This window comes from Xenococcus sp. PCC 7305 (assembly GCF_000332055.1).
GTDB lineage: Bacteria > Cyanobacteriota > Cyanobacteriia > Cyanobacteriales > Xenococcaceae > Xenococcus.
In genome coordinates this window covers 38,981-59,865 of record NZ_ALVZ01000219.1, presented here as the reverse complement: position 1 = coordinate 59,865, position 20,885 = coordinate 38,981, and the positions used below count along the sequence as shown (strand labels likewise).

At 40.3% G+C, this 20,885-nt stretch carries 23 protein-coding genes; 18 read left to right on the top strand and 5 right to left on the bottom strand.

The window, feature by feature from the left end:
• Positions 1 to 39: 39 nt before the first annotated feature.
• The 3 genes from pgl to XEN7305_RS19910 form a co-directional block, all read right to left on the bottom strand.
• Positions 40 to 774, bottom strand: coding sequence for a 6-phosphogluconolactonase (pgl, locus tag XEN7305_RS19920; RefSeq protein ID WP_006511309.1), 735 nt, complete (start codon positions 772 to 774; stop codon positions 40 to 42).
• A gap of 92 nt (positions 775 to 866) precedes the next feature.
• A complete protein-coding gene (locus XEN7305_RS19915; protein ID WP_006511308.1) occupies positions 867 to 1,676 on the bottom strand; it encodes a pentapeptide repeat-containing protein in 810 nt (269 codons plus the stop codon).
• 93 nt (positions 1,677 to 1,769) lie between these two features.
• Positions 1,770 to 2,144 carry a DUF1499 domain-containing protein gene (locus XEN7305_RS19910; RefSeq protein WP_006511307.1) on the bottom strand — a complete coding sequence of 125 codons (375 nt, stop codon included), beginning with the start codon at positions 2,142 to 2,144 and terminating at the stop codon, positions 1,770 to 1,772.
• Positions 2,145 to 2,393: 249 nt separating this feature from the next.
• Between XEN7305_RS19910 and XEN7305_RS19905 the strand changes: the two genes are divergently transcribed.
• The 5 genes from XEN7305_RS19905 (at position 2,394) to XEN7305_RS19885 (ending at position 4,706) form a co-directional block, all read left to right on the top strand.
• Positions 2,394 to 2,684 (top strand): RNA-binding protein, encoded by a 291-nt coding sequence (locus XEN7305_RS19905; RefSeq protein WP_006511306.1) that lies wholly within the window; start codon positions 2,394 to 2,396, stop codon positions 2,682 to 2,684.
• 122 nt (positions 2,685 to 2,806) lie between these two features.
• Complete coding sequence (locus XEN7305_RS29365) at positions 2,807 to 3,130, top strand: hypothetical protein (RefSeq protein WP_006511305.1); 324 nt, start codon at positions 2,807 to 2,809, stop codon at positions 3,128 to 3,130.
• Between the two features lie 58 nt (positions 3,131 to 3,188).
• On the top strand, positions 3,189 to 3,803 hold the full coding sequence (coaE, locus tag XEN7305_RS19895; RefSeq protein WP_006511304.1) for a dephospho-CoA kinase: 615 nt from the start codon (positions 3,189 to 3,191) through the stop codon (positions 3,801 to 3,803).
• A gap of 160 nt (positions 3,804 to 3,963) precedes the next feature.
• Entirely contained in the window at positions 3,964 to 4,149 is a 186-nt protein-coding gene (locus XEN7305_RS19890; protein WP_006511303.1) for a DUF4278 domain-containing protein, read from the top strand.
• Positions 4,150 to 4,313: 164 nt separating this feature from the next.
• On the top strand, positions 4,314 to 4,706 hold the full coding sequence (locus tag XEN7305_RS19885) for a hypothetical protein (RefSeq protein WP_006511302.1): 393 nt from the start codon (positions 4,314 to 4,316) through the stop codon (positions 4,704 to 4,706).
• Between the two features lie 54 nt (positions 4,707 to 4,760).
• Here the strand turns inward: XEN7305_RS19885 and XEN7305_RS19880 are convergent, their stop codons facing one another.
• Entirely contained in the window at positions 4,761 to 6,035 is a 1,275-nt protein-coding gene (locus XEN7305_RS19880) for a lipid-A-disaccharide synthase-related protein (RefSeq protein WP_006511301.1), read from the bottom strand.
• 527 nt (positions 6,036 to 6,562) lie between these two features.
• Between XEN7305_RS19880 and XEN7305_RS19870 the strand changes: the two genes are divergently transcribed.
• The 12 genes from XEN7305_RS19870 to XEN7305_RS19815 all read left to right on the top strand — a co-directional run bounded on the left by XEN7305_RS19870 (position 6,563) and on the right by XEN7305_RS19815 (position 17,371).
• A complete protein-coding gene (locus tag XEN7305_RS19870; protein ID WP_144053327.1) occupies positions 6,563 to 7,549 on the top strand; it encodes a 2OG-Fe(II) oxygenase in 987 nt (328 codons plus the stop codon).
• A gap of 171 nt (positions 7,550 to 7,720) precedes the next feature.
• Positions 7,721 to 8,776, top strand: a complete 1,056-nt coding sequence (argC, locus tag XEN7305_RS19865) for an N-acetyl-gamma-glutamyl-phosphate reductase (protein ID WP_006511298.1) — start codon at positions 7,721 to 7,723, stop codon at positions 8,774 to 8,776.
• A gap of 116 nt (positions 8,777 to 8,892) precedes the next feature.
• Positions 8,893 to 9,465, top strand: coding sequence for a hypothetical protein (locus XEN7305_RS26945; protein ID WP_006511297.1), 573 nt, complete (start codon positions 8,893 to 8,895; stop codon positions 9,463 to 9,465).
• Positions 9,466 to 9,811: 346 nt separating this feature from the next.
• On the top strand, positions 9,812 to 11,461 hold the full coding sequence (locus XEN7305_RS19855; protein ID WP_006511296.1) for an ABC transporter substrate-binding protein: 1,650 nt from the start codon (positions 9,812 to 9,814) through the stop codon (positions 11,459 to 11,461).
• 55 nt (positions 11,462 to 11,516) lie between these two features.
• Positions 11,517 to 12,353: a nitrate ABC transporter permease gene (gene ntrB / locus XEN7305_RS19850; RefSeq protein WP_006511295.1), complete on the top strand. Its 837-nt coding sequence runs from the start codon at positions 11,517 to 11,519 to the stop codon at positions 12,351 to 12,353.
• Positions 12,350 to 13,237 carry an ABC transporter ATP-binding protein gene (locus XEN7305_RS19845; protein WP_006511294.1) on the top strand — a complete coding sequence of 296 codons (888 nt, stop codon included), beginning with the start codon at positions 12,350 to 12,352 and terminating at the stop codon, positions 13,235 to 13,237. The genes ntrB and XEN7305_RS19845 overlap by 4 nt, the downstream gene beginning before the upstream one ends.
• Positions 13,238 to 13,306: 69 nt before the next feature.
• Positions 13,307 to 13,750, top strand: coding sequence for a cyanase (cynS, locus tag XEN7305_RS19840; RefSeq protein ID WP_006511293.1), 444 nt, complete (start codon positions 13,307 to 13,309; stop codon positions 13,748 to 13,750).
• 104 nt (positions 13,751 to 13,854) lie between these two features.
• Positions 13,855 to 14,538, top strand: a complete 684-nt coding sequence (locus XEN7305_RS19835; protein WP_006511292.1) for a HupE/UreJ family protein — start codon at positions 13,855 to 13,857, stop codon at positions 14,536 to 14,538.
• 48 nt (positions 14,539 to 14,586) lie between these two features.
• The gene (locus tag XEN7305_RS19830; protein WP_006511291.1) at positions 14,587 to 15,648 is read left to right on the top strand and encodes a WD40 repeat domain-containing protein; all 1,062 of its coding nucleotides are present in this window, start codon (positions 14,587 to 14,589) and stop codon (positions 15,646 to 15,648) included.
• A 22-nt stretch (positions 15,649 to 15,670) separates the two neighbouring features.
• Positions 15,671 to 15,922 carry a hypothetical protein gene (locus tag XEN7305_RS19825; protein WP_006511290.1) on the top strand — a complete coding sequence of 84 codons (252 nt, stop codon included), beginning with the start codon at positions 15,671 to 15,673 and terminating at the stop codon, positions 15,920 to 15,922.
• A 12-nt stretch (positions 15,923 to 15,934) separates the two neighbouring features.
• On the top strand, positions 15,935 to 16,906 hold the full coding sequence (locus XEN7305_RS19820) for a GTP-binding protein (protein WP_006511289.1): 972 nt from the start codon (positions 15,935 to 15,937) through the stop codon (positions 16,904 to 16,906).
• 36 nt (positions 16,907 to 16,942) lie between these two features.
• Positions 16,943 to 17,371 carry a nuclear transport factor 2 family protein gene (locus tag XEN7305_RS19815; protein WP_006511288.1) on the top strand — a complete coding sequence of 143 codons (429 nt, stop codon included), beginning with the start codon at positions 16,943 to 16,945 and terminating at the stop codon, positions 17,369 to 17,371.
• Positions 17,372 to 17,376: 5 nt separating this feature from the next.
• Here the strand turns inward: XEN7305_RS19815 and XEN7305_RS19810 are convergent, their stop codons facing one another.
• On the bottom strand, positions 17,377 to 17,874 hold the full coding sequence (locus XEN7305_RS19810; protein WP_006511287.1) for an N-acetyltransferase: 498 nt from the start codon (positions 17,872 to 17,874) through the stop codon (positions 17,377 to 17,379).
• 226 nt (positions 17,875 to 18,100) lie between these two features.
• On the opposite strand from XEN7305_RS19810, the gene XEN7305_RS19805 reads away from it, so the two are divergent.
• On the top strand, positions 18,101 to 20,671 hold the full coding sequence (locus XEN7305_RS19805; RefSeq protein WP_006511286.1) for a M1 family metallopeptidase: 2,571 nt from the start codon (positions 18,101 to 18,103) through the stop codon (positions 20,669 to 20,671).
• Positions 20,672 to 20,885 lie beyond the last annotated feature (214 nt).

The following is a 20,885-nucleotide window of genomic DNA, read 5'->3' as shown; positions in this document are numbered from 1 at the left end:
GAGTGTTAACTAACCCAAACTTTGACCGCTTAGCCTAAATTAACCAGAAACTGTTGCCTCCAATTTTGCTCCTGCATCTAGATCTAGCAACCACCATAATTCTCCCTGAGGATTAATTAAGCGCGAAGGATAAGTTATGGCATCTCCTTGAGGCGCAAAAACTTGTTCTAGGGCAGTTTGTTTATTCTTCCCTGAGACGAGGAATAAAACACAATTGGCTTGATTGATCAGTGGCACGGTAAAAGTAATTCTCGGTTCACCATCTTTGTTCCCTACTGCGATCGCCTTAGTGGTTTCATTTAATACGGGAGTCTGGGGAAACAGAGAAGCTGTATGACCATCATCCCCCATGCCCAAAAGTATGATGTCAAACTTGGGAAATGTGCCATCTTCAACGGGTAGTGAATCTTTGACTACTACTTCATAGGATTCGGCATCGGTTGTTGGGTTTTGAGCTTGAGTCGGAACAGGATGAATATTGGATTCGGGAATTGCAACTTTATCTAACCAAGCCTGGCGCGCCATCCGTTGGTTACTATCTTTATGATCTGGTGCTACATAACGCTCATCACCCCAGAAAATATGAATCTTTTCCCACGGTAAATCTTCCTGGGCTAATGCTTCGTATAAAGGTTTGGGCGTACTACCTCCTGCTAAAGCAATCGAGCATTGTCCGTTAGACGCTATCGCCGAGACGATTTTATCGACTACGACCGCTCGTGCTCGCTCTATCAGAGAGGTTTTGTCAGCTAAAACTTCAACGAATTTTTTCATTAGTTTGATCTTATAGAATATAAAACCAATTTATCTTAGAACTTAAGTATTTTGGTAGGGGCAAAATTTAATTATTGTTTTAATGCTTTATGCTAAATTAAGCTATTATTGGTGTTGCGGCGGGTGTAATCGTTCCAAGTTGTGAGTTGATCTTGAGGATGACTGCCCAATAAGCGATCGCGATCGCTTTTGCTTAAACCCACAGCCATACTAAAATCTGCCCCAGAAATATTGGCAAGATTGCTCAAATCAGCACCTGTCAAATCAGTGGCTCTAAGATCAACTTCTTGCAACTCGGCATTTACTAAACGGGCGTTCCGCAGACAAGCTCCTGTCAGAATTGCTTTTTGCAAATTCGCTCCACTCAAAGAAACATCTTCTAAAATAGCTCCAGTCAAATCCGCACCACTTAGATAAGCTCCAATTAATTTGGCTCCTGTTAAATCGACTCCCCGTAGATCAGCTGTGTTCAGATACTTCCCGCTGAGGACAGCACCGGGGCCCACGGCACCAGAAGTTTTGTAACGAAAGCTTTCTGGGAAAATAGTTGCCTTGTCATACAATGCGAGCTCCAGCTTCGCGTTCTGGAGATTAGCATCGGTTAAATTCGCCTGACGAAGATCGGAGCGAGTTATATATGCGCCTTCTAAATTGGCTCCTGTGAGGTTCGCCCCAGTTAAATCAACTCCTCTAAGATCTGTTTTTTGTAAATTGGCCCCCGTAAGATTGGCATAACTCAGATCGGCATTGGTTAACGTCGTGTGGGCAAGATTTGCCTGTGCTAAATCGACTTTACTTAACGCGATCGCGTATAAGTCCAATTTACTTAGATCAGCTCCGATCAGATTGCCTTCTGACTTGATTTTGGCTTGAATATCTAGAACATGTGGTGTTTGCAACATCCTGATTAATATATTGATGGCTATTAAAAAATAATTGAGCTAGTAACTGAGGACTAGGATATGCTGGTCCCCAATCCTGTGGCTGAGATTCGCTCACAATTGAGCACGGATTTCCTCAATACGTTTGCGATTTACTCCTAAATCTGATTTTCCCAATCGAGAGGCCGAGCGAACTTGAACAACTTTGGCGTCGGAATCAAAGTAAAACTCGACATCATCTACATAGCCCATTAATTTAGTCTTAAATTCTGCGTAGAGATAATTGTCGGTTTCCTCGACAATTGTGGTTCCTTCCATATTACTTACTACGTTTTTAAGATCACCAATACTCACTGCAGGCAGAGGATCTATCTTGGATTGAGGAGCTTCGCTTTGACTCGAAACACAATTGGGAGTTTCAGGACAAGGCGCTAATTTCCCATCTTTTACTCCTAGATTATTGGGTCTAGTGCCTGAAAAATTGAACATAATAGCCTTTATTTAGTTAAAATGGTTTATCTTCCTCAAGTATTGTAAACTCATTAGGCCCCAAACAGCGGAGCTGAAAAACAGCTTTAGACTCGGGAAAACCGACGAAGTGTTAGTATCTAGGTTGAGACGAAAGATCTAAGACAGAATTTTTACTCAGTATTGTAGAATATCTATATATGATATTGATAAGCTCCGCTCCAAAATCTTATCTCTCTTACCTAAACAACGGAGGAGAACCCGAATTTAATGTCAATTTATGTAGGCAATTTATCTTACGAAGTCACCAAAGAGGACATAGAAGAAGTTTTTAACGAGTATGGAACCATTAAACGGGTTCATCTCCCAACGGATCGCGAGACTGGAAGATTTCGTGGATTTGCTTTCGTAGAAATGAGTAGTGAAGCCGAAGAAACCAAAGCTATAGAAACTTTGGATGGCGCAAACTGGATGGATCGTGATCTTAAAGTTAACAAAGCACGGGAACGAGAAAATAGAGGAGGCTCAGGATCTTTCAATCGTCGAGATGATCGTTTTTAACCTTAAGATTAATTTAGGTTTCAATTCGTAGGGCATCTTAGAAGTCAACCAGTCAGTTTTTGTTATCTGATTGGTAGAATTAATGTCCTGGGAAAATTTTGTTGTTTCAAGAGAAAAAATTAATGGCTAAACGTCGTAACGCAAAAAAAGAAAAAGCAATACGCAATAAACTAAACGCTCGTAAATTTCGCAAAGCATCCACTCGTCGTACTGGAAGATATAGAAGATATCAGGATAATACTGACGAGAATAAGTCGAACGAAAATTCTGGCAATTCAGAAAATTCGCAAAATAATCAATCAGAAAAAACTCAAGCTGGTCAGTCGGCGAGTACTCAAACTAGATCTCAAACTGAAAAAGTCCAGCCGAGATCTTCGGTACCTAAACCAAATATTTCATCTGGTGCTAAACCTAGTACGGCAGAAAATACAGTTACAACAACCTAGTTCTGGTATTTGTCTGTATATTATGAAGTAGTTATTCTTGCAAAATTGATTGCTAGAAATGGTGAATACACAAATAATCGCTGATCCTAAACAACAAAGGATTATTGGTTTGACTGGTGGTATTGCAACTGGAAAAACCACCGTCTCTAGTTATTTGGCGCAACACTATAAGTTACCGGTGTTGGATGCTGATGTTTACTCAAAAGAGGCGGTCAGTCAGAATTCTTCAATTCTGAAAGAGATTTTTACTCGTTATGGCGATCGCGTGAAACTAGCTGACGGAAATCTTAATCGTTCCGTCTTGGGAGATATTATTTTTACGGACTCAGCAGAAAGGCTCTGGTTGGAAAGTAAAATTCACCCTGTGGTTCGCGATCGCTTTGTTTTGGAACAGCAAAGGTTGGACAACCAAACAATTGTTTTTGCGATTCCTCTTTTGTTTGAGGCCAATCTTACTCACCTTGTCACCGAAATCTGGGTGGTTAGTTGCGATCGCAAGACCCAATTATCTCGATTACAGCAACGCAATAATTTAACTCTTCAACAAGCCCTAACCCGCATCAATAGTCAATTACCTCTTTCAGAAAAAATTGCCCAGGCAGATGTGGTGCTAGAAAATAACTCAACTCTCGAAGATCTTTATCGACAATGCGATCTCCACATTGAGCATTGACGCTTGCGAATTAAGTATGAAGATATATTTTTTTTTATTAAAACTATTCTACAAAACAAGAAAATGTAGCAACTGATACGGAAGTTGTGTAATGATTGACTTGTAAAAGAGCAAATATGGAGTACCTCATCAGGAACTCATTCACTTGGAGATATTCAAAATGAAACTACATTTTCACGGTCAGACCTATGATAGTCCTCATATAGAATTGCCAGTTGATGAAGGACAAGTTGGTGGTAGATATCGGGGGGCTCAATGGAGAGTGCATCGTGTTCACCAACAACAACAGCGTCGTCAAAGCTCGGCACAACTTACCTATCGTGGCGTTCCTTACACAAAAAGGTAAAATTTTTTTCACATTTTTTGATTTTGGTTGGTTCCCGAAATGTAGGGTGTGAGGTTGGATCTTTATCTACACCCTCTTTTCACAACAACCTCACAGGATTCTCACAAGAATAAAATAATTTTAAGATTCACTTCCGCTTTTAAATTTATAAAAAATAATTAAAAATGAAAATATCTTATTGTTCTTCTAATCATCAATATTCCCCTCCCACAATAGAAATTACAGAACAGGCAATTACAAGTCACAATGGACAGCAAACTTGGAAGCCAAATTATCCCAGACATCTAGGTAGCCGGGAATCTCAATTACATCGTTCTCCAGGAAGTATATTTCATGATGGTCTGGCAAAACCCAAAACTTGCCATATTTCCTGTAACAACTCAGAAGCTTTCAATATTTTGAAGTATCAGCTAAAAGACCAAAAAATCCAAAAAGCTCATCTGGAAAATGTGCGTCAAAATCTCAATCGTCGTCTCCAGAAGGCCAGAGCTAGAGGTGATGAGAAGTTGATAACTTTACTTAATCAAGAATCTCGACAATTGGAGTCAGTGCTCTAGAGATTAGGGTATAGGGAGATAGGGAATAGACAACAGAGACAAGTAATCTATTTCCTATTCTTTAACTTGTTTCAATAGAGTTTCTTGTAGTTTTAATGCAATCCTTTTTGCTGCTCCAGGACTGCCCATTCTGAGTTGACCATTACGAAAAATCTCTTGTAATTTTTGCTGATCACTAAGCAGATTTGCGATCGCCTTGCCCACTTCTTGAGGATTAGCAACTAAAGTAACCGAAGATCCCAGCAACCGAGTTTGGGCTTCGACAAAAGCAAAAGTACATTGCGGCCCTTCTCCTGCCATAACGATTGCCGGCTTGCCTAAACCGACAAATTGTTCTGTGGCTGTTCCCGCCATTGCGATCGCAAAATCTGCCTGTTGTAAACATGCCTCATAGGAATTTTGTGTCAAACATAAAGTTGCATCTTGTTTTTGCCAAAACACTTTCTCGTCATTGCGACTAGTCATTAATACCTTATCAGAAGCTACTAATTGCCAACCTTGAGCTGATAATTGATCTTGAAATGCCTTGCTATTCACAGATGGTGCGATCGCACCGAGGAACAGTAATTCTCGGTCAGAAAATTTCTGAATAACATCAGAAACAGCAGTAATAATTTGTTGCCAATTCCTCAGTGCTTCAGGCATCCTAGAGCCTGGGAGCAGGACAATAGACAAAGGCGATCGGGATAAATTACCCTGTAAATGGGGTATTGGCTCCTGGTCATTGGAGAGAGAGAAACCATCCATCATGGGGTTGCCCAAATCATAAGCTCGAATTCCCGAGCGTTTTAAAATATTAGTCGTCAAACTATCTCTCGGGAAAGCCGCTACATTACGCTGACAACTCATTAACCATCTTTCCCAGGGCAAATATACCGAACCCAGTCTTCTTTCCGCCCAAGAAGTTCGGGCTAACCATGCTCCCTGGGAATCCCGCAGATAATAATCTGATTTAGCAGTGCCCACAAAAGCATAATTGCAACCGCTCATCCAGGCAAACAATAAAGGTACAATGTCTCCGACTGCCAAAATTACACCACCAGTTTGTCCCCACCGACGTACTGTTTGAATTTGTTTGAACGTCAGGGAAATTAAACCGTCATTAAGATCTTCCCAGAGGGGATTTCCTCCCATATAGATAAAGCCGCCAGAAGGCATTTGTTGCACTTCCCCAATTATTGGTATTCCTCGCTTGCTATAGACATATCCTGTCCCCACAATCGGTAATGCTTGAATTTCTAATTTGTCTTCAATAGTGAATAGTTGTTCTATAATGGAGATTGCGATCGCATCTTCTCCATGACCATTACTTAAAACTAATAACTTCATTAGAAATGTGAATTTATAATAAATTCTTCAAGGAATATTCATCTTAACAATCATATATCTTAAGCGTTACTCTATATGATTTTTTTAGCGATAATACTTAGCCTATTATTGACTTTATTTAATGTTTATCTAGTAATTAGAATTTGGCATTTCAAAGAAAAAATGGCCATAGTTAATCATAATTTGCTTGAGTACGAGTCTTCTATCAAGTGCCAACTCAAGAGCACTACTCAAATTATTAGGCAACAGCAAATAAAAATTATTCAGATTCATCAAGAATATCAAATCCTAAAATCGAGATGGCAAAAAATACGACAATTTATAATTCTCCTTAGTTGGCTCTATAAAAATACCAATAAATATTTCATGAAATCATCAAGATTCTAGGATTCTTTATCAGAATATTCTTGTCTTTACCAAAACTTTAACGTATTTTCTCGGATACCTTACTAGAATTTGAGTACAAACATTATCGGTTTGATGAATTATTATTCTAAAATTTTATTATGGTTAATGAACTTACAAAAATGAGCAATACACTTAAACCACCAGGAGACAATTCTCGAGATATCATTTCCCATCTTCAAGAACTGATCGCAACTAATACAGCGCCAATATCAAGATTCCTGAAAAGAGCTATTTATAAGGTAAGAAGGACCATCTATGCTATCCCCCCAGTGAAATCTTTTGCAGACCAGGCTTACGCAACAAAAGTCGCTCGGTACAAAGCATCACTACCAAAACTAAATGCCGAAGATCAAGCAATTCTAGAGACCTTACAAAAAACCGGGACTTTTAGTATTCCCATCGAAGATTTGCAACTAGAATCAACCCAGGCTTTTCTGAAAACAATGGCCAATCTGGTGGCGGAACTAAAAGATGTTCCGGCCAAAGATCAAGTCCTCATGGATTTGGACCCAGGTAAGTTTAAAGAACGACCTGAAGTTTTCCTATGGGGAATTGAACAAAGATTTCTCAATATTATTGAACATTATATTGGGCTACCTATTTACTATCATGGATGCTCCCTACGTCGGGATATCGTTACGAATCGTTCCGCTTCAGACTCGGTGAGAAGCTGGCATTTGGATGGAGAAGACCGCACAGTTGTCAAAATCATTGTTTATCTTAATGATGTTGGCCTAGATGGAGGTCATTATGAATATATCCCCAAAGATTTGACCCAGGAAACAGTCAAAAAAATGAATTATTACTTGGGTTACCTTGATGATCAAACCATCATGAATTGTGTACCCAAAAAAGACTGGCAGGGCTGTATAGGAAAGCTAGGAACTGTAATTATCACCAATACTTCTCACATATTTCATCGAGCCAAACCTCCTGAAAAAGAAGATAGATTCTCGATTTCTTTTTGTTACACTTCCAACAAGCCTCCATATAGTTGGGGTTGTGCCAGTTTCCCCGAAAATTTGGAACAAATACAGAATCAATTAAATGAGAAACAGCGCAATGTTTTGATCAACAAAAACAAATTATTTGGCATGAAACTATAGTCTTTTTGGTCAAAATTTTTTAGCGGACTTGAGATAAAGGCAGAGGGATTAATTCTTCTGTCTTTAAACTTATGCCATAGTTTAAAGTAATTGGAAGACCTGTATCGTGGTGAAATACACTACAATCTTAGGGAATTTTAATTAACAAGCCGAGAAGAAAAAAGCAGGATTATGAGCAAGAAAAAAACCACAGTAGGAATTATTGGGGCTTCTGGCTATGGTGGGGTTCAGTTAGTTCGTCTTTTGTTAGAACATCCAGAAGTTGAAATTGCCTACTTGGGGGGAGATAGTAGTGCCGGAAAAAAATTCAAGGCTCTATATCCCCATTTAGGACATAAAATCGATTTAGCGATCGAAAAAATTGATTTAGACGAAGTAGCCAAGCGTTGCGAGGTAGTATTTCTCGGTTTGCCCAATGGTTTAGCCTGTGATATCACGCCAACCTTAATTCAAAATGGTTGTAAGGTACTAGATTTGTCTGCTGATTATCGCTTCGAAAATTTGGATACTTATACAGCTTGGTATAAAAAAGAACGTCACGATCTTGATACGGCTGGAATGGCAGTATATGGATTACCTGAACTCTATCGCGAAAAAATCAAGACTTCCCAGGTGATTGGTTGTCCTGGTTGCTATTGCACTGCAAGCTTGCTAGCCCTTGCCCCATTGTTAAAACAGGGTTTAATTCTACCGGAGACGGCAATTATCGATGCCAAATCGGGAACTTCTGGTGGTGGTCGTCAAGCTAAAACTAATCTATTGTTAGCCGAAGCCGACAACTCCCTCGCAGCTTATGCTGTGGCAAATCACCGTCATACGCCTGAAATTGAGCAGGTTTGTAGTGATTTAGCCAGAGAAAATATCAAAGTTCAATTTACGCCCCATTTGATTCCGATGGTGAGAGGAATTCTGTCTACTGTTTATGCTACTTTGCGAGATCCTGGTTTAGTCAGAGAAGATTTGATTACGATCTATACAGCTTTTTATCGCAGTTCTCCTTTTGTGCAAATTTTGTCCAATGGCATTTATCCTCAAACAAAATGGGCTTGTGGCACCAATCTTTGTTATATCGGATTAGAAGTTGATCCTCGCACAGGAAGAGTGATTGTGATGTCTGCGATCGACAATCTCATGAAAGGACAAGCCGGTCAAGCAGTGCAATGTCTTAATATAATTATGGGTTGGGATGAAACTTTAGGTTTGCCCCAGTTGAGTTTTTATCCTTAAAATTACTTAGCTATTAGCTAATAACTAATAGCTTTTGTATCCCCATAGAAGAATGAAGAAATATTTCAGAGATTAAGTTGACAACTTTTCCTATCATGGTCATCTAACTTCAATAAATGAAACTTATACAATCAATCATTAATTTATTTTCTGGCTCAAAAAAATCGGATAGAGAAATACGTAATATATTTTTTAATCTTGTTCAGAATAATCAGGGCTCCATTACAGTTATGGACTTAGCTATGGCTGCTAACTTGTCTGGAACAGATGCTAAAAAAGCTTTGGAGAAATTTGCTGTAGAGTTTGATGCTTCTTTTGAGGTGACAGAAAAGGGAAATATACTTTATCTATTTCCGATCAGAAATAAATCAGTTTCCGAAAAAATTTCGACCCAACCTCAATCAGATTTGTCTCTACCTACTCAAAATGATCAAACTAGAAGCAAAAAGCAGGTAGAATCACGAACTACACAAGCAAAAATGCAAAATACTGTTTCTGAGCAGGAACAAAATAACACTAGTAATAGGAAATCTTGGGTAAATCAGGAAGCTAAAAATACAGCTAAAAAAGACGAGAAATCTAACTATTCCGATATTACTGATGATGTTCAGAGAAAAGTTGAAGACATCAAGAAAATAGAAAGTGACTTAAAAAAATTTGGAAAATCTCTGAATGACTTATTCAAGTAAGACTTGGAGTATAAAATTTACTAGTGAACGCGGGCGTAAATTAAGCTATCTGACGAAGAGCAAAAAGCCGATGTATCAAGACTTATTACTCATTACTTCCGCGAAGCGGCACTAGTTCTGAATTAAGGATTTAGGGATTTGGGGATTTGGGGATGTAATATTTTGATTTAAGACGATCTCATAGTGCCAGCCTTCGGCTCATAGCGAAAAATAAGCGAACTTTTCGGTATTCGTAATATTAATTAATGAGCTGATTTGTATTTATTTGTATTTCTGTATTCATAGCTACAAAATACCTGACAGCATAAGCTTTAGTCTGGGCTAAATCAACATAATTTATGCGACTATGGTCATTTCCTCAACAACAACCGCAGCAGACAAATGGGGTAATCTCGATTCTCAGAGAGGAAATCTGAGCGAATTGGATCTCTGGTGTATGGTCTGTGGCGGTTTTCACATGACTGCTGACCATTGGAAGTTTATGGCAGAAGATATGCCACAAGACCCGGTGGATATGATCGAAGATCTCACCAAAATGGGGATTTATAAGCCAGATACCTTTAGGATGGCAGATGCTGTTAATGCGGCTGATCTTAGGAAGACACTATTATTAAAAATAGCCGGTCGAGGCGATCCTAAGCGAGAAAGACTGGTGTTGGAGTTAGTCAAGCAAGCTGGCGGGCTTGAAAATGCCTTCGCTGCTGCTTTTGGCCCCAAAGCTGGGGAATTTTTTGGGGATGTAGTTCATTACAGCGAGTTTAGTCGCCGTCGTTTCCTCAAAAATTTGGCTGTAGGTGCAGCTTTAGTTACCTTGACCAATTGTGCACCTCAACAGCAGGCTCAGGAAACGGCACCTGATGCTCCGGATGTTCCTCCTAGTCCAGATAGTTTGGAAAAAACGGATTTAAAAATTGGCTTTATCCCAATTACCTGTGCCACGCCGATCATTATGTCTGAACCTTTAGGGTTCTACTCCAAATATGGCTTTAATGCTAAAGTCGTCAAAATGCCCAGTTGGGGTGCCGTTAGAGACTCTGCGATCGCGGGAGAGCTAGATGCCTATCATATGCTGGCTCCGATGCCCATCGCCATGACTCTAGGACTCGGTTCAGCCTCTTTTGGCGTTAAACTCGCCAGTATTGAAAATATCAATGGTCAAGCAATTACCGTTGCCAATAAATACAAGGGAAAAATTAACGGGCCTGCTGACTTTAAAGGCTTTACGATTGGGGTGCCTTTTCCTTATTCGATGCACAACCTCTTAATTCGCTACTACCTCGCCACCGGGGGAGTTGACCCAGATAAGGATGTCAAAATCCGTCCTGTTCCACCACCAGATAGCATTGCCCAATTAGTAGCAGGAGATATTGATGCTTATCTGATGCCTGATCCCTTTAACCAAAGAGCTGTTTATGAGGATGCGGGATTCATTCATAAATTGACCAAGGAACTTTGGGAAGGCCATCCCTGCTGTGCTTTTGCCGCCAGTGATGCTTGGATTTCCGAAAACCCTAATACTTTTAGAGCTTTAAACAAAGCTATTATTGAAGCTGCTGGCTATGCTCGTGATCCGGCCAATCGTCCTGAGATTGCCCAAGCTATTTCTGAAAGGGCCTTCCTCAATCAACCAGAGGAAGTTGTCAAAGCTGTATTAACTGGCAATTTTGATGATGGACTGGGAAATTCTAAATCCGTACCAGATCGTATTGATTTTGACCCCTATCCTTGGCAAAGCTTTGCTAACTGGATTTCTTCTCAGTTAGTACGTTGGGATTTACAGGGTGACGACAAGGTTAAACAGGCGATCTCCGCTGATAAATACGATGAGGTCGGTAAAGAAATCTTTTTAACTGATTTAGCTAGAGAACTAGCAGAAGAGGTTGGACAAACACCACCGAAAGATATTTATCGCACTGAAACGTTGGAATTCGACACTTTTGATCCCGCTAAGCCCCAAGAATATGTTGATGAACAAATCAAAAAATATGGAGTTTAAATCAGTGAATAGTTAACAGTTATCAGTAAATAACTAGTAGTTTTATTAAAAATACATGACCGCAGTTCGAGAAAGATTAACCCAAAATACTAAAGAAAAAAGGCTGTTTGAGAATGAAAATGTCCAAGCATTACTTTTATTTCTGTTATCACTAGCAATTTTTCTCCTTTTTTGGGAAATAGGCGCGAGGATGAAATTCTTTGCCAAAGGCATGCCTACTGCGTCTTTAACGATTAAAGAATTGTGGTACTGGACAACTCATCCTTTTTATGACAACGGACCCAATGATCTAGGAATTGGCTGGAATCTCCTAATTAGCCTGAGGCGGGTGGCGATTGGCTATAGCTTGGCCTCAGTTATTGCTGTGCCGCTAGGCATCCTAATCGGCATGTCTAAGGTGGCGTTTAAAGCTTTTAATCCCTATTTCCAGCTTCTCAAACCGGTATCTCCCCTTGCCTGGTTGCCCTTGGGTCTATACATTTTCCGCAATTCAGAAATGACAGGCATTTTTATTATCACCATTGCTAGTATTTGGCCTACCTTGACCAATACAGCTTTTGGGGTTGCCAATGTGAACTCAGATTATCTAGATGTCTCCAAAACTCTGGGAGCCTCCAGATGGCGGACGATCTTTAAGGTGATTATTCCTGCTGCTTTGCCCAATATTATTTCTGGATTAAGGATCAGCATGGGTATCTCCTGGTTAGTGATTGTCGCAGCAGAGATGCTTTTAGGGACAGGTTTAGGGTACTTTATTTGGAATGAATGGAACAACCTCTATATTCCTAATATTTTGGTTACTATCTTCATCATTGGCGTTGTTGGTATCATTTTGGATCAAATATTTGCCTATCTAGAAAAACTAGTGTCGTTTGGCAAGCAATCATCATGAACAGTTCATTCTCAGCTCAAAATCCTCCTACAACGATAGACAATGCCAACGATGTGCAAATCTCTTTGCACCATGTCTCGAAAACTTTCCCTGGGAGAAGTGGTTGGCTTAACAAAATTACCGGTCAAGCTTCCTCCGATTTCGTCGCTATCGAAGATATTAATTTAGACATTAAGCATAATACCTTTGTCTCGATTATTGGGCCTTCTGGCTGCGGTAAGTCTACCCTGTTGAATATCATTGCAGGGTTAAGTTCTTCTACTAGTGGGGAAGTGCGAATCAATGGGGAAATGGTCGACAAACCAGGGCCCGATCGCGGAATGGTCTTTCAAAACTATGCCCTAATGCCCTGGATGACAGTAGAAGGCAATATTAGGTTTGCGGTAGAAACTGTTTATCCTAATATGTCTGTTAAGCAGCAAAAACGCGTAGTGAAAGAAAATATTCAACTCGTGAATCTCACAGGAGCCGAAAACAAGCGACCCCATGAGTTGTCAGGAGGCATGCGCCAAAGAGTTGGCATTGCTAGGGCTTTAGCGATTAATCCCCAGATTTTGCTCATGGACGAACCTTTCGGGGCATTAGATGCTTTAACGCGGGGCTTTCTACAGGATGAAATCGAGCGTATTTGGGAACAGCAGCGAAAAACTGCAATTATGATTACCCACAGCATCGAAGAATCCTTGCTCTTATCCGATCGCATTGTCATGATGACCAAGGGGCCCGCCGCCCGCATTGATGAAGTCTTAGAAATTCCCTTTCCTCGACCTCGCGATCGCACTGAAGTGGAAAATCATCCTGCTTATCTGGGATTGAAACAAGAAATGGAAGACCATTTATATCGCGAAACCAGAGCAGTGGAAGAAGCGAGAATCACCCCGTAGGGCCGAACAGCTGTTCGCCCATGGAACATAAATACAAGTCTGATCATAATTATTAAGGAGAAATCAATTATGGCAATTTCTGAAATTACCGAGAAACTATTAGCCGCCAAAAAAGCTCAAGGCGTTACTTTTGAAGATTTGGAGAAAGTAGTAGGGCGAGATGAAACCTGGATTGCCTCGGTGATCTATCGTCAAGCGAGTGCGGATTTAGAAGAAGCCACCAAAATTGTTACGACATTAGGTTTGCCTGAATCGATGGCAGAAATTTTAACTGTTGCGCCCCTTAAAGGTTCTCTCGAACCTCAGATTCCTACAGATCCTTTAATCTACCGTTTCTATGAAATCATGCAGGTATATGGCATGCCGATTAAAGCTGTAGTGCACGAAAAATTTGGTGACGGCATTATGAGTGCGATTGACTTTTCTGTTGAAGTGGAAAAAGTTCCTGACCCTAAAGGCGATCGCGTTCAGATAGTCATGTGTGGAAAATTCCTACCCTACAAAAAATGGTAATCGCTTAGGAAAAAGTCTTTAATAGCCTACACCTCTCCTAAATTTTGCCGAATATTTCAGGGGAGGTTAGAATCCAACATTCAAAAATATCCAAGAAACCAAATATGTCCAGTAACAAAAGTTATTTTCAGCAACTGGGTTTGCCGTTGAATCTTCAATGGTCAAAACAAGTTGGCATTATAGCCGTTTTAGTATCTTTTCTCTGTGCTGCTCCAGTATTGGCTCACCATCCCCTTGGCGGGAAGCTTCCTAGCAATTTTTTTGAAGGAATGATGTCGGGTTTTGGCCATCCGATAATTGGTTTCGATCATTTAGCTTTTGTAATTGCTAGTGGTTTAATCGCTGTTGGCATATCAAGGGGATTATTAATTCCTATTGCTTTTGTCATAGCCACTGGCATAGGTGCGGTGGTTCATTTACAGGCGATCAATTTACCGATTCCTGAGCTAGTGATAGCGGCCTCTGTAGTCTTGTTTGGAGTTTTACTAGTTGCTCGTCAAATCTCCAAAACAGATGCTAGCTATAGTTTAATAATTGCTGGATTAGCTGCCTTAGCGGGCATATTTCATGGTCATGCCTATGGAGAAGGCATTTTTGGAGCAGAGCCAACTCCTTTATTTGCCTATCTAATTGGTTTTGTCTTTATTCAACTGGCGATTTCCCTGGGAGTATATTTTGTGGCAAGTAGAGCTATTAGATTTATCAACCTTAAATATATAACTCGCTTTGCTGGACTCGCGATCGCAACTACTGGTTTGGTTTTCCTTTCTTCGGCAATTACAGGATAAATTTAGTTAACAGTTAATAGTTAACAGTAATCAGTAAAGAGTCAATAAGTGTCTATTCGATCAATCGCTAAAAAACAATTTCAACTCAGACAAACAGAAAAATTTAATGAATATATCAGAAGTTTAGCTTGGTCTCCCAGTGGCGATCGCTTAGCCGTGATATCTTCTGGGGGCGAGCTTGCTTTATGGCAAGAGGGAAAGGTTGATTTTCTTCAAGTGGCAAGCAATAGTTCCTTAGATTGTGTGGGATTTTCTGCCAGTGGGCAATATTTAGCCACAGGAGGACAATCAGGGAAAATTCAAATTTGGCAGCTAGTAGCAAATTCTCAAGCTTTTGAATTGATTGCCACTCTTGATAATGGGTCAGCCTGGATTGATTCATTAGCCTGGAATCCTCAACAAAATCTGTTAGCTTTTGCCGTAAATCGTCAAGTCAAAATATGGAGTGGGCAAACGCAAAGCATAGTTCAGGACTTGGATTTTGCCGCTTCTTCCGTATTTAATTTGGCATGGCATCCTCAAGGAAATTTCTTAGCGGTTAGTGGCCATGGTGGGGTAAAAGTTTGGCAAAGTGACGATTGGGAGCAAGAACCTTATCAATTAGCAGTTCCTGGTGCTAGTCTTGATTGCGCTTGGTCATCTGATGGTAAATATTTGGCTTCAGGAAATCTAGATCGCACCATTTCTTTACTCCATTGGGACAATCCTCCTCCTTGGTTAATGCAAGGTTTTCCCGGAAAAGTTAGTCAAGTAGTTTGGTCCCATCATCAGGATCAGTCTTTGCTTGCAGCAACCTGTCAAGAAGGTATAATTATCTGGCAATTTGACCGTAAATCAAAAAATTGGCAAAGTCATGTTTTACAACATCAAAAAATAGTTCATGCGATCGCGTTTGCTCCCAATTCATCTCTTTTGGCTTCTACTGGAGATGATGGCTCTATTAAACTTTGGCAACAAGGGAAAAAACTCAAGCAAACTCTAGAAAGAGGAACGGGATTATCTTGTCTAGCTTGGCATCCTCAAGGAAAATATTTAGCAGCAGGAGCACAAGATGGGGCATTAACCATTTGGCAGTCTTCTGTTGCTGGTAAAGGATTTGGCAGTAATTGATCATGGAAAATAAATAATTACTATGAATTTATTTACAAAATCTCATTCTCAAGTTGATTTAGCAAAGCTTAAGCAGATCAAAGATTGGGTTTATCACAATTTAGATTTGCATCGGGAAATATCGATCTCCATCAGTCAACTGCAATGCCATGAACCAGACTGTCCTCCTCTAGAAACAGTGATTGCTGTGATGACAAATCCACCACAACAGTACAAAATACACAAACCGGCATCACAAATTACTGAAGTAGAGATCAAGAAACTTTTAGATTAATCAGCAGAAATTATGATTGCAACTATGGACAATAAGGCCGTACCAGTTACTGTTTTAACAGGCTATCTAGGCGCGGGGAAGACTACATTGCTCAATCGCATTCTGACCCATGAACATGGGAAAAAAGTCGCTGTAATTGTCAATGAGTTTGGAGAAGTCGGCATTGATAATCAATTAGTCATCGATGCCGATGAAGAAATATTTGAAATGAACAACGGTTGCATCTGTTGTACTGTGCGGGGAGATTTAATCAGAATTATTGGTAATTTGATGCGTCGGCGAGATAAGTTCGACCATTTAGTCATAGAAACCACAGGACTTGCTGATCCTGCACCGGTGATTCAAACTTTTTTTGTAGATGAAGAAATTCAAGCCCAACTGAATTTGGATGCCGTTGTGACAGTGGTTGATGCCAAACATATTTGGTCTCATTGGGATAGTGATGAAGCTCAAGAACAAATTGCCTTTGCCAATGTAATTTTGCTCAATAAAACAGATTTGGTCGAACCTCAACAGCTAGCAGAATTGGAGCAGCGTATTCGGGGCATGAACGGCATGGTGAAAATATATCACACACAAAATGCTGAGATTGCCATGGATTCGGTATTAGGAGTTCGGGCGTTTGACCTCGATCACGCCTTGGAAATTGAACCAGAACTGTTAGGCGAAGATGCCCATGAACATGATGAATCGGTTTTCTCTTTTGCCATTGTCGAATCAGGTGCTGTTGATCTCGAAAAGTTAAATAAATGGTTAACGAAGTTATTACAAACTCAGGGCCCGAATATTTTTCGGATGAAAGGGATTCTCAATATAGCAGGAGAAGATAATCGCTTTGTGTTTCAGGGCGTTCATATGATTTTCGACGGGCAACCAGATCGTCCATGGAAGTCAGAGGAAACTCGGAAAAATGAATTGGTATTTATTGGTCGCAATCTTGATTCGGAACAGTTGCGTCAAGATTTTCAAGCTTGTTTTGTTTAAATTCCTGTATTAACTTTGTCATAAATATTGAAATCTATGGAAACTAAACCACCCCTACCCCCATTTAATCTCGAAACCGCAACAGCTAAAGTCCAAGGAGCTGAAGATGCTTGGAATACTCGTAATCCGGAAAAAGTTGCTTTAGCTTATACTATCGATTCTCAATGGCGCAATCGCGCTGAATTTATTAGTGGAAGAGCCGAAATTGTGGCTTTTCTTCAACGAAAATGGGCTAAAGAATTAGATTATCGGCTCAAAAAAAGACTTTGGAGCTTTAGAGAGAATCGTATTTCAGTTTGTTTTGAATACGAATGGCATGATGATGGAGGCTTTTGGTATCGTGCCTATGGCAACGAAAATTGGGAATTTGCCGAAAATGGCCTGATGAAAAGACGCGAAGCCAGCATTAATGATGTTCCGATCAAAGAATCTGAAAGGAAATTTCTTTGGGAGCGCAAGAGTTGAATTTGCTATTTAGAACACTCATCTTCTAATTTTTTTTCCCAGAATAATGCTTTGCCCATTTGAGGATTGAGCTCATACCCACTAAAACCGCACGCCTTGTAGGCCGATTGGGCAACCTGGTTTCCTTCTAGTACCTCTAAAGTCAGTTTGCAGCAGCCTAAATGCCTGGCAATCTCTTCTGCTTTCCGCAACAGAAGTTTGGACAAACCTTTTCCTCGATAAGGCAAAGCAACCATAAGGTCATGAATATTTAGTAGTGGCTTGCAGGCAAATGTGGAAAATCCTTCGAAACAAACCATCAGCCCTGCGGGTTGCTCATCAACAAATGCGAGGATAACATGTGCCGATTTTCTCTTTGCAAGTTCGGTAGGGAGATTTGCCTTAACGTAGCTTGAAAGACCTTTACCACCACCCATGGGGTCGAGGGCATACAAATCCATCAATTTGATGAGTGCCTCCCCATGAGCAGACAAACTAAGATCTGCTTCAACAATATCAATCATTATCTTGCTCATTCCCAATATATTGCATTGTGTCCGGTGTAAATTAAATTGTACAAATCATGAGTAATCAAATAACCATGATTGTCATTAATCACAACCTAGATTGTAACTTGCATATTTTAAATAGAATGAATACCGCAGGGAGTATTCCCATTGTCCAACCTACGATAGGATGACGACAAATTGAGTAAGATAAGATCTATATCATCACATTGCACAACTCCTTATGTCGCTATATTTCGATACCGAAGAGAAAAAAACTAAATCCTTTGAACTTCCAGGGGCTAAACCTCACTACAATCCCGATCGCCCTGGACAAGTAGACCACATATTACTAGATCTAATCTTAGACATCCCCAACCAGAGTTTTACAGGAACTTGCACCATTACCCTAACTCCCGTACGCCAAGGTATCGAACAGCTTACCCTCGATGCAGTCGATTTAAATCTCGAATCAGTCATGATTGCCGGAGTGAGCCAACCTTTTGACTATGATGGCGAAAAGCTGCAAATCAATTTATTGCAACCCACGACAGAAGCCAAGATTGATATTGCGATCGCCTACAGCGTGGATCATCCCCAACGAGGCATCTATTTTATTCAACCTGACGCGCATTATCCCGATAAACCAACGCAAGTATGGACACAAGGAGAAGATGAAGACTCGCGTTTTTGGTTTCCCTGTTTCGATTATCCTGGGCAGTTAGCAACTTCGGAAATCAAAGTCAGAGTCCCAGGTAAATATCTAGCTGTATCTAATGGAAAACTAGTGAGCACCGAAGCAGTTGGCTCAGATAAGATTTACCATTGGCATCAACAACAAGTTCATCCCACCTATTTAATGACCTTAGCTGTCGGTGACTTTGCTGAATTAAGCGATACTTGGCAAGGCATTCCAGTCACCTACTATGTCGAAAAAGGCAAAGAAACAGAAGCAAAAATCAGTATGGGTAAAACTCCTCAGATGATGGAGTATTTATCTAAAAAATACGGATATACTTATCCCTATCCCAAATATGCTCAAGTTTGCGTTGATGATTTTATATTTGGCGGGATGGAAAATACCTCGACAACTCTCTTGACTGATCGCTGTTTATTGGACGAACGGGCTGCGATTGATAATATGCGTACCGAAAGTTTGGTCTTGCACGAGCTTGCCCATCAATGGTTTGGCGATTTGGTAGTAATTAAACATTGGTCTCATGCTTGGATCAAAGAAGGCATGGCTTCCTATGCAGAGGTTTTATGGACTGATCATGAATATGGCAAGGATGATGCCGCTTATTACATGCTCAATGAAGCCAGAAGCTATTTAGCAGAAGATAGTTCTCGTTATCGTCGTCCGATTGTGACGAATATCTACCGCGAGGCGATCGAACTGTACGACCGTCATCTTTATGAAAAGGGTGCATGTGTTTATCATATGATTAGAGGCATTCTCGGTGAAGAGTTATTTGATAAAGCAATTCATACCTTTGTAAACGATAATGCTCATCAGACAGTAGAAACTATCGATTTATTGCGGGCGATCGATTCAGCGACAGGCTATAACTTAGCTGGTTTGTTCGATCAATATGTCTTCCGTGGTGGACATCCCGATTACAAAGTAGCTTATTCTTGGGATAGCGATAGTAATCTTGCCAAGTTGACTGTCACCCAGACTCAAGCCAAAGATAATAAGACTGGAAGTGATAGTCAATTATTTGACCTCAAAATTCCCATTGCTTTTGGTTATATTGATAGTGCACCACAAAACTATAGTCTACGCATCCATCAAAAAGAACAATCTTTCTATTTCCCCTTAGAGACAAAACCTGATTTCATTAGCTTTGATGTTAATAACTATATTCTCAAGACAGTCAAACTTGAGTATCCCGTTACTCAATTAAAAAATCAACTTAAATACGATGTTGATTCTGTTTCTAGGATATATGCCGCGAAAGCATTAGGTAAAAAAGGCGGGTTAGAAATTGTTAAAGCTTTGTCAGCATCTCTAACAGAAGATAGCTTTTGGGGTGTCAGAGTAGAAGTGGCAAAAATTCTTGGGAAAATTAAACTCAACCAAGCAAAAGCCGCATTAGTCGAAGGTTTGCAAGATTCCGATGCAAGAGTTCGCCGTGCGGTGATAGAGGCTCTAAGTAACTTTAAAACAGTTGATGCCTATGAAACTATCAAGCAATGTTTGATCACAGCAGGTGCTAGTTATTATGTGGAAGCTTCAGCAGCTCGCAGCTTGGGAGGAATGGTCTCCGGCAATTTGAAGGCGCAACAGGAAGAGACGATCGCAACATTAAAAGATATCTTAAACACCCGTGCTGGTTGGAATGAAACTGTCCGCAGTGGGGCGATCGCGGGATTAAGTAAAATGACAACTTCAGCAGCTGCGGTTGATATTATTCTTGAATATACAAAGCTAGGTACTCCTCAGGCTTTGAGATTGGCTTCAATTCGTGCTTTGGGAGCAGTCTCGGCTGGCCAAACTCCCGAAAAAGTTGCCGAGATTTTAGAGCAATTGGAGTCTTTATCAGGGGAAGGTTTCTTCCTGACTCAAGTTGCAGTTTCTGGAGCTTTAGGGCAAATGCAGACTCCCAAGGCGATCGCGATTTTACAAAATCTTTCGGCTCAATCTCCTGATGGCAGGGTGAAAAGAAGAGCTGATGAAGCGATTAGTAAGGTACAGAAAAATATTGGTAGTGATAAGGCTGTTAAGGAGTTGAGAGAGGAACTTGATAAGTTGAAGAAAGATAATCAGGACTTGAAAAGTCGGTTAGAAAATTTGGAAGCAAAAAATAAGTAATTTGCATAATTAGGGAACGTTCTCAAAAAGCGTTCCTTGATTATTTTGAAGTAATGCTTTCAACATTAGGTATATTCGTAGCACTGGGCGGCTAAAAGGAGAGAGATAGAATCAAAACAAAATAACTCTGATAGAGCGATGAAATGTTCTTAATGCCAAAACCAGAAAATCATCAAACGAGGTTGTATGATTTAAAAACAACAATCACAAAACA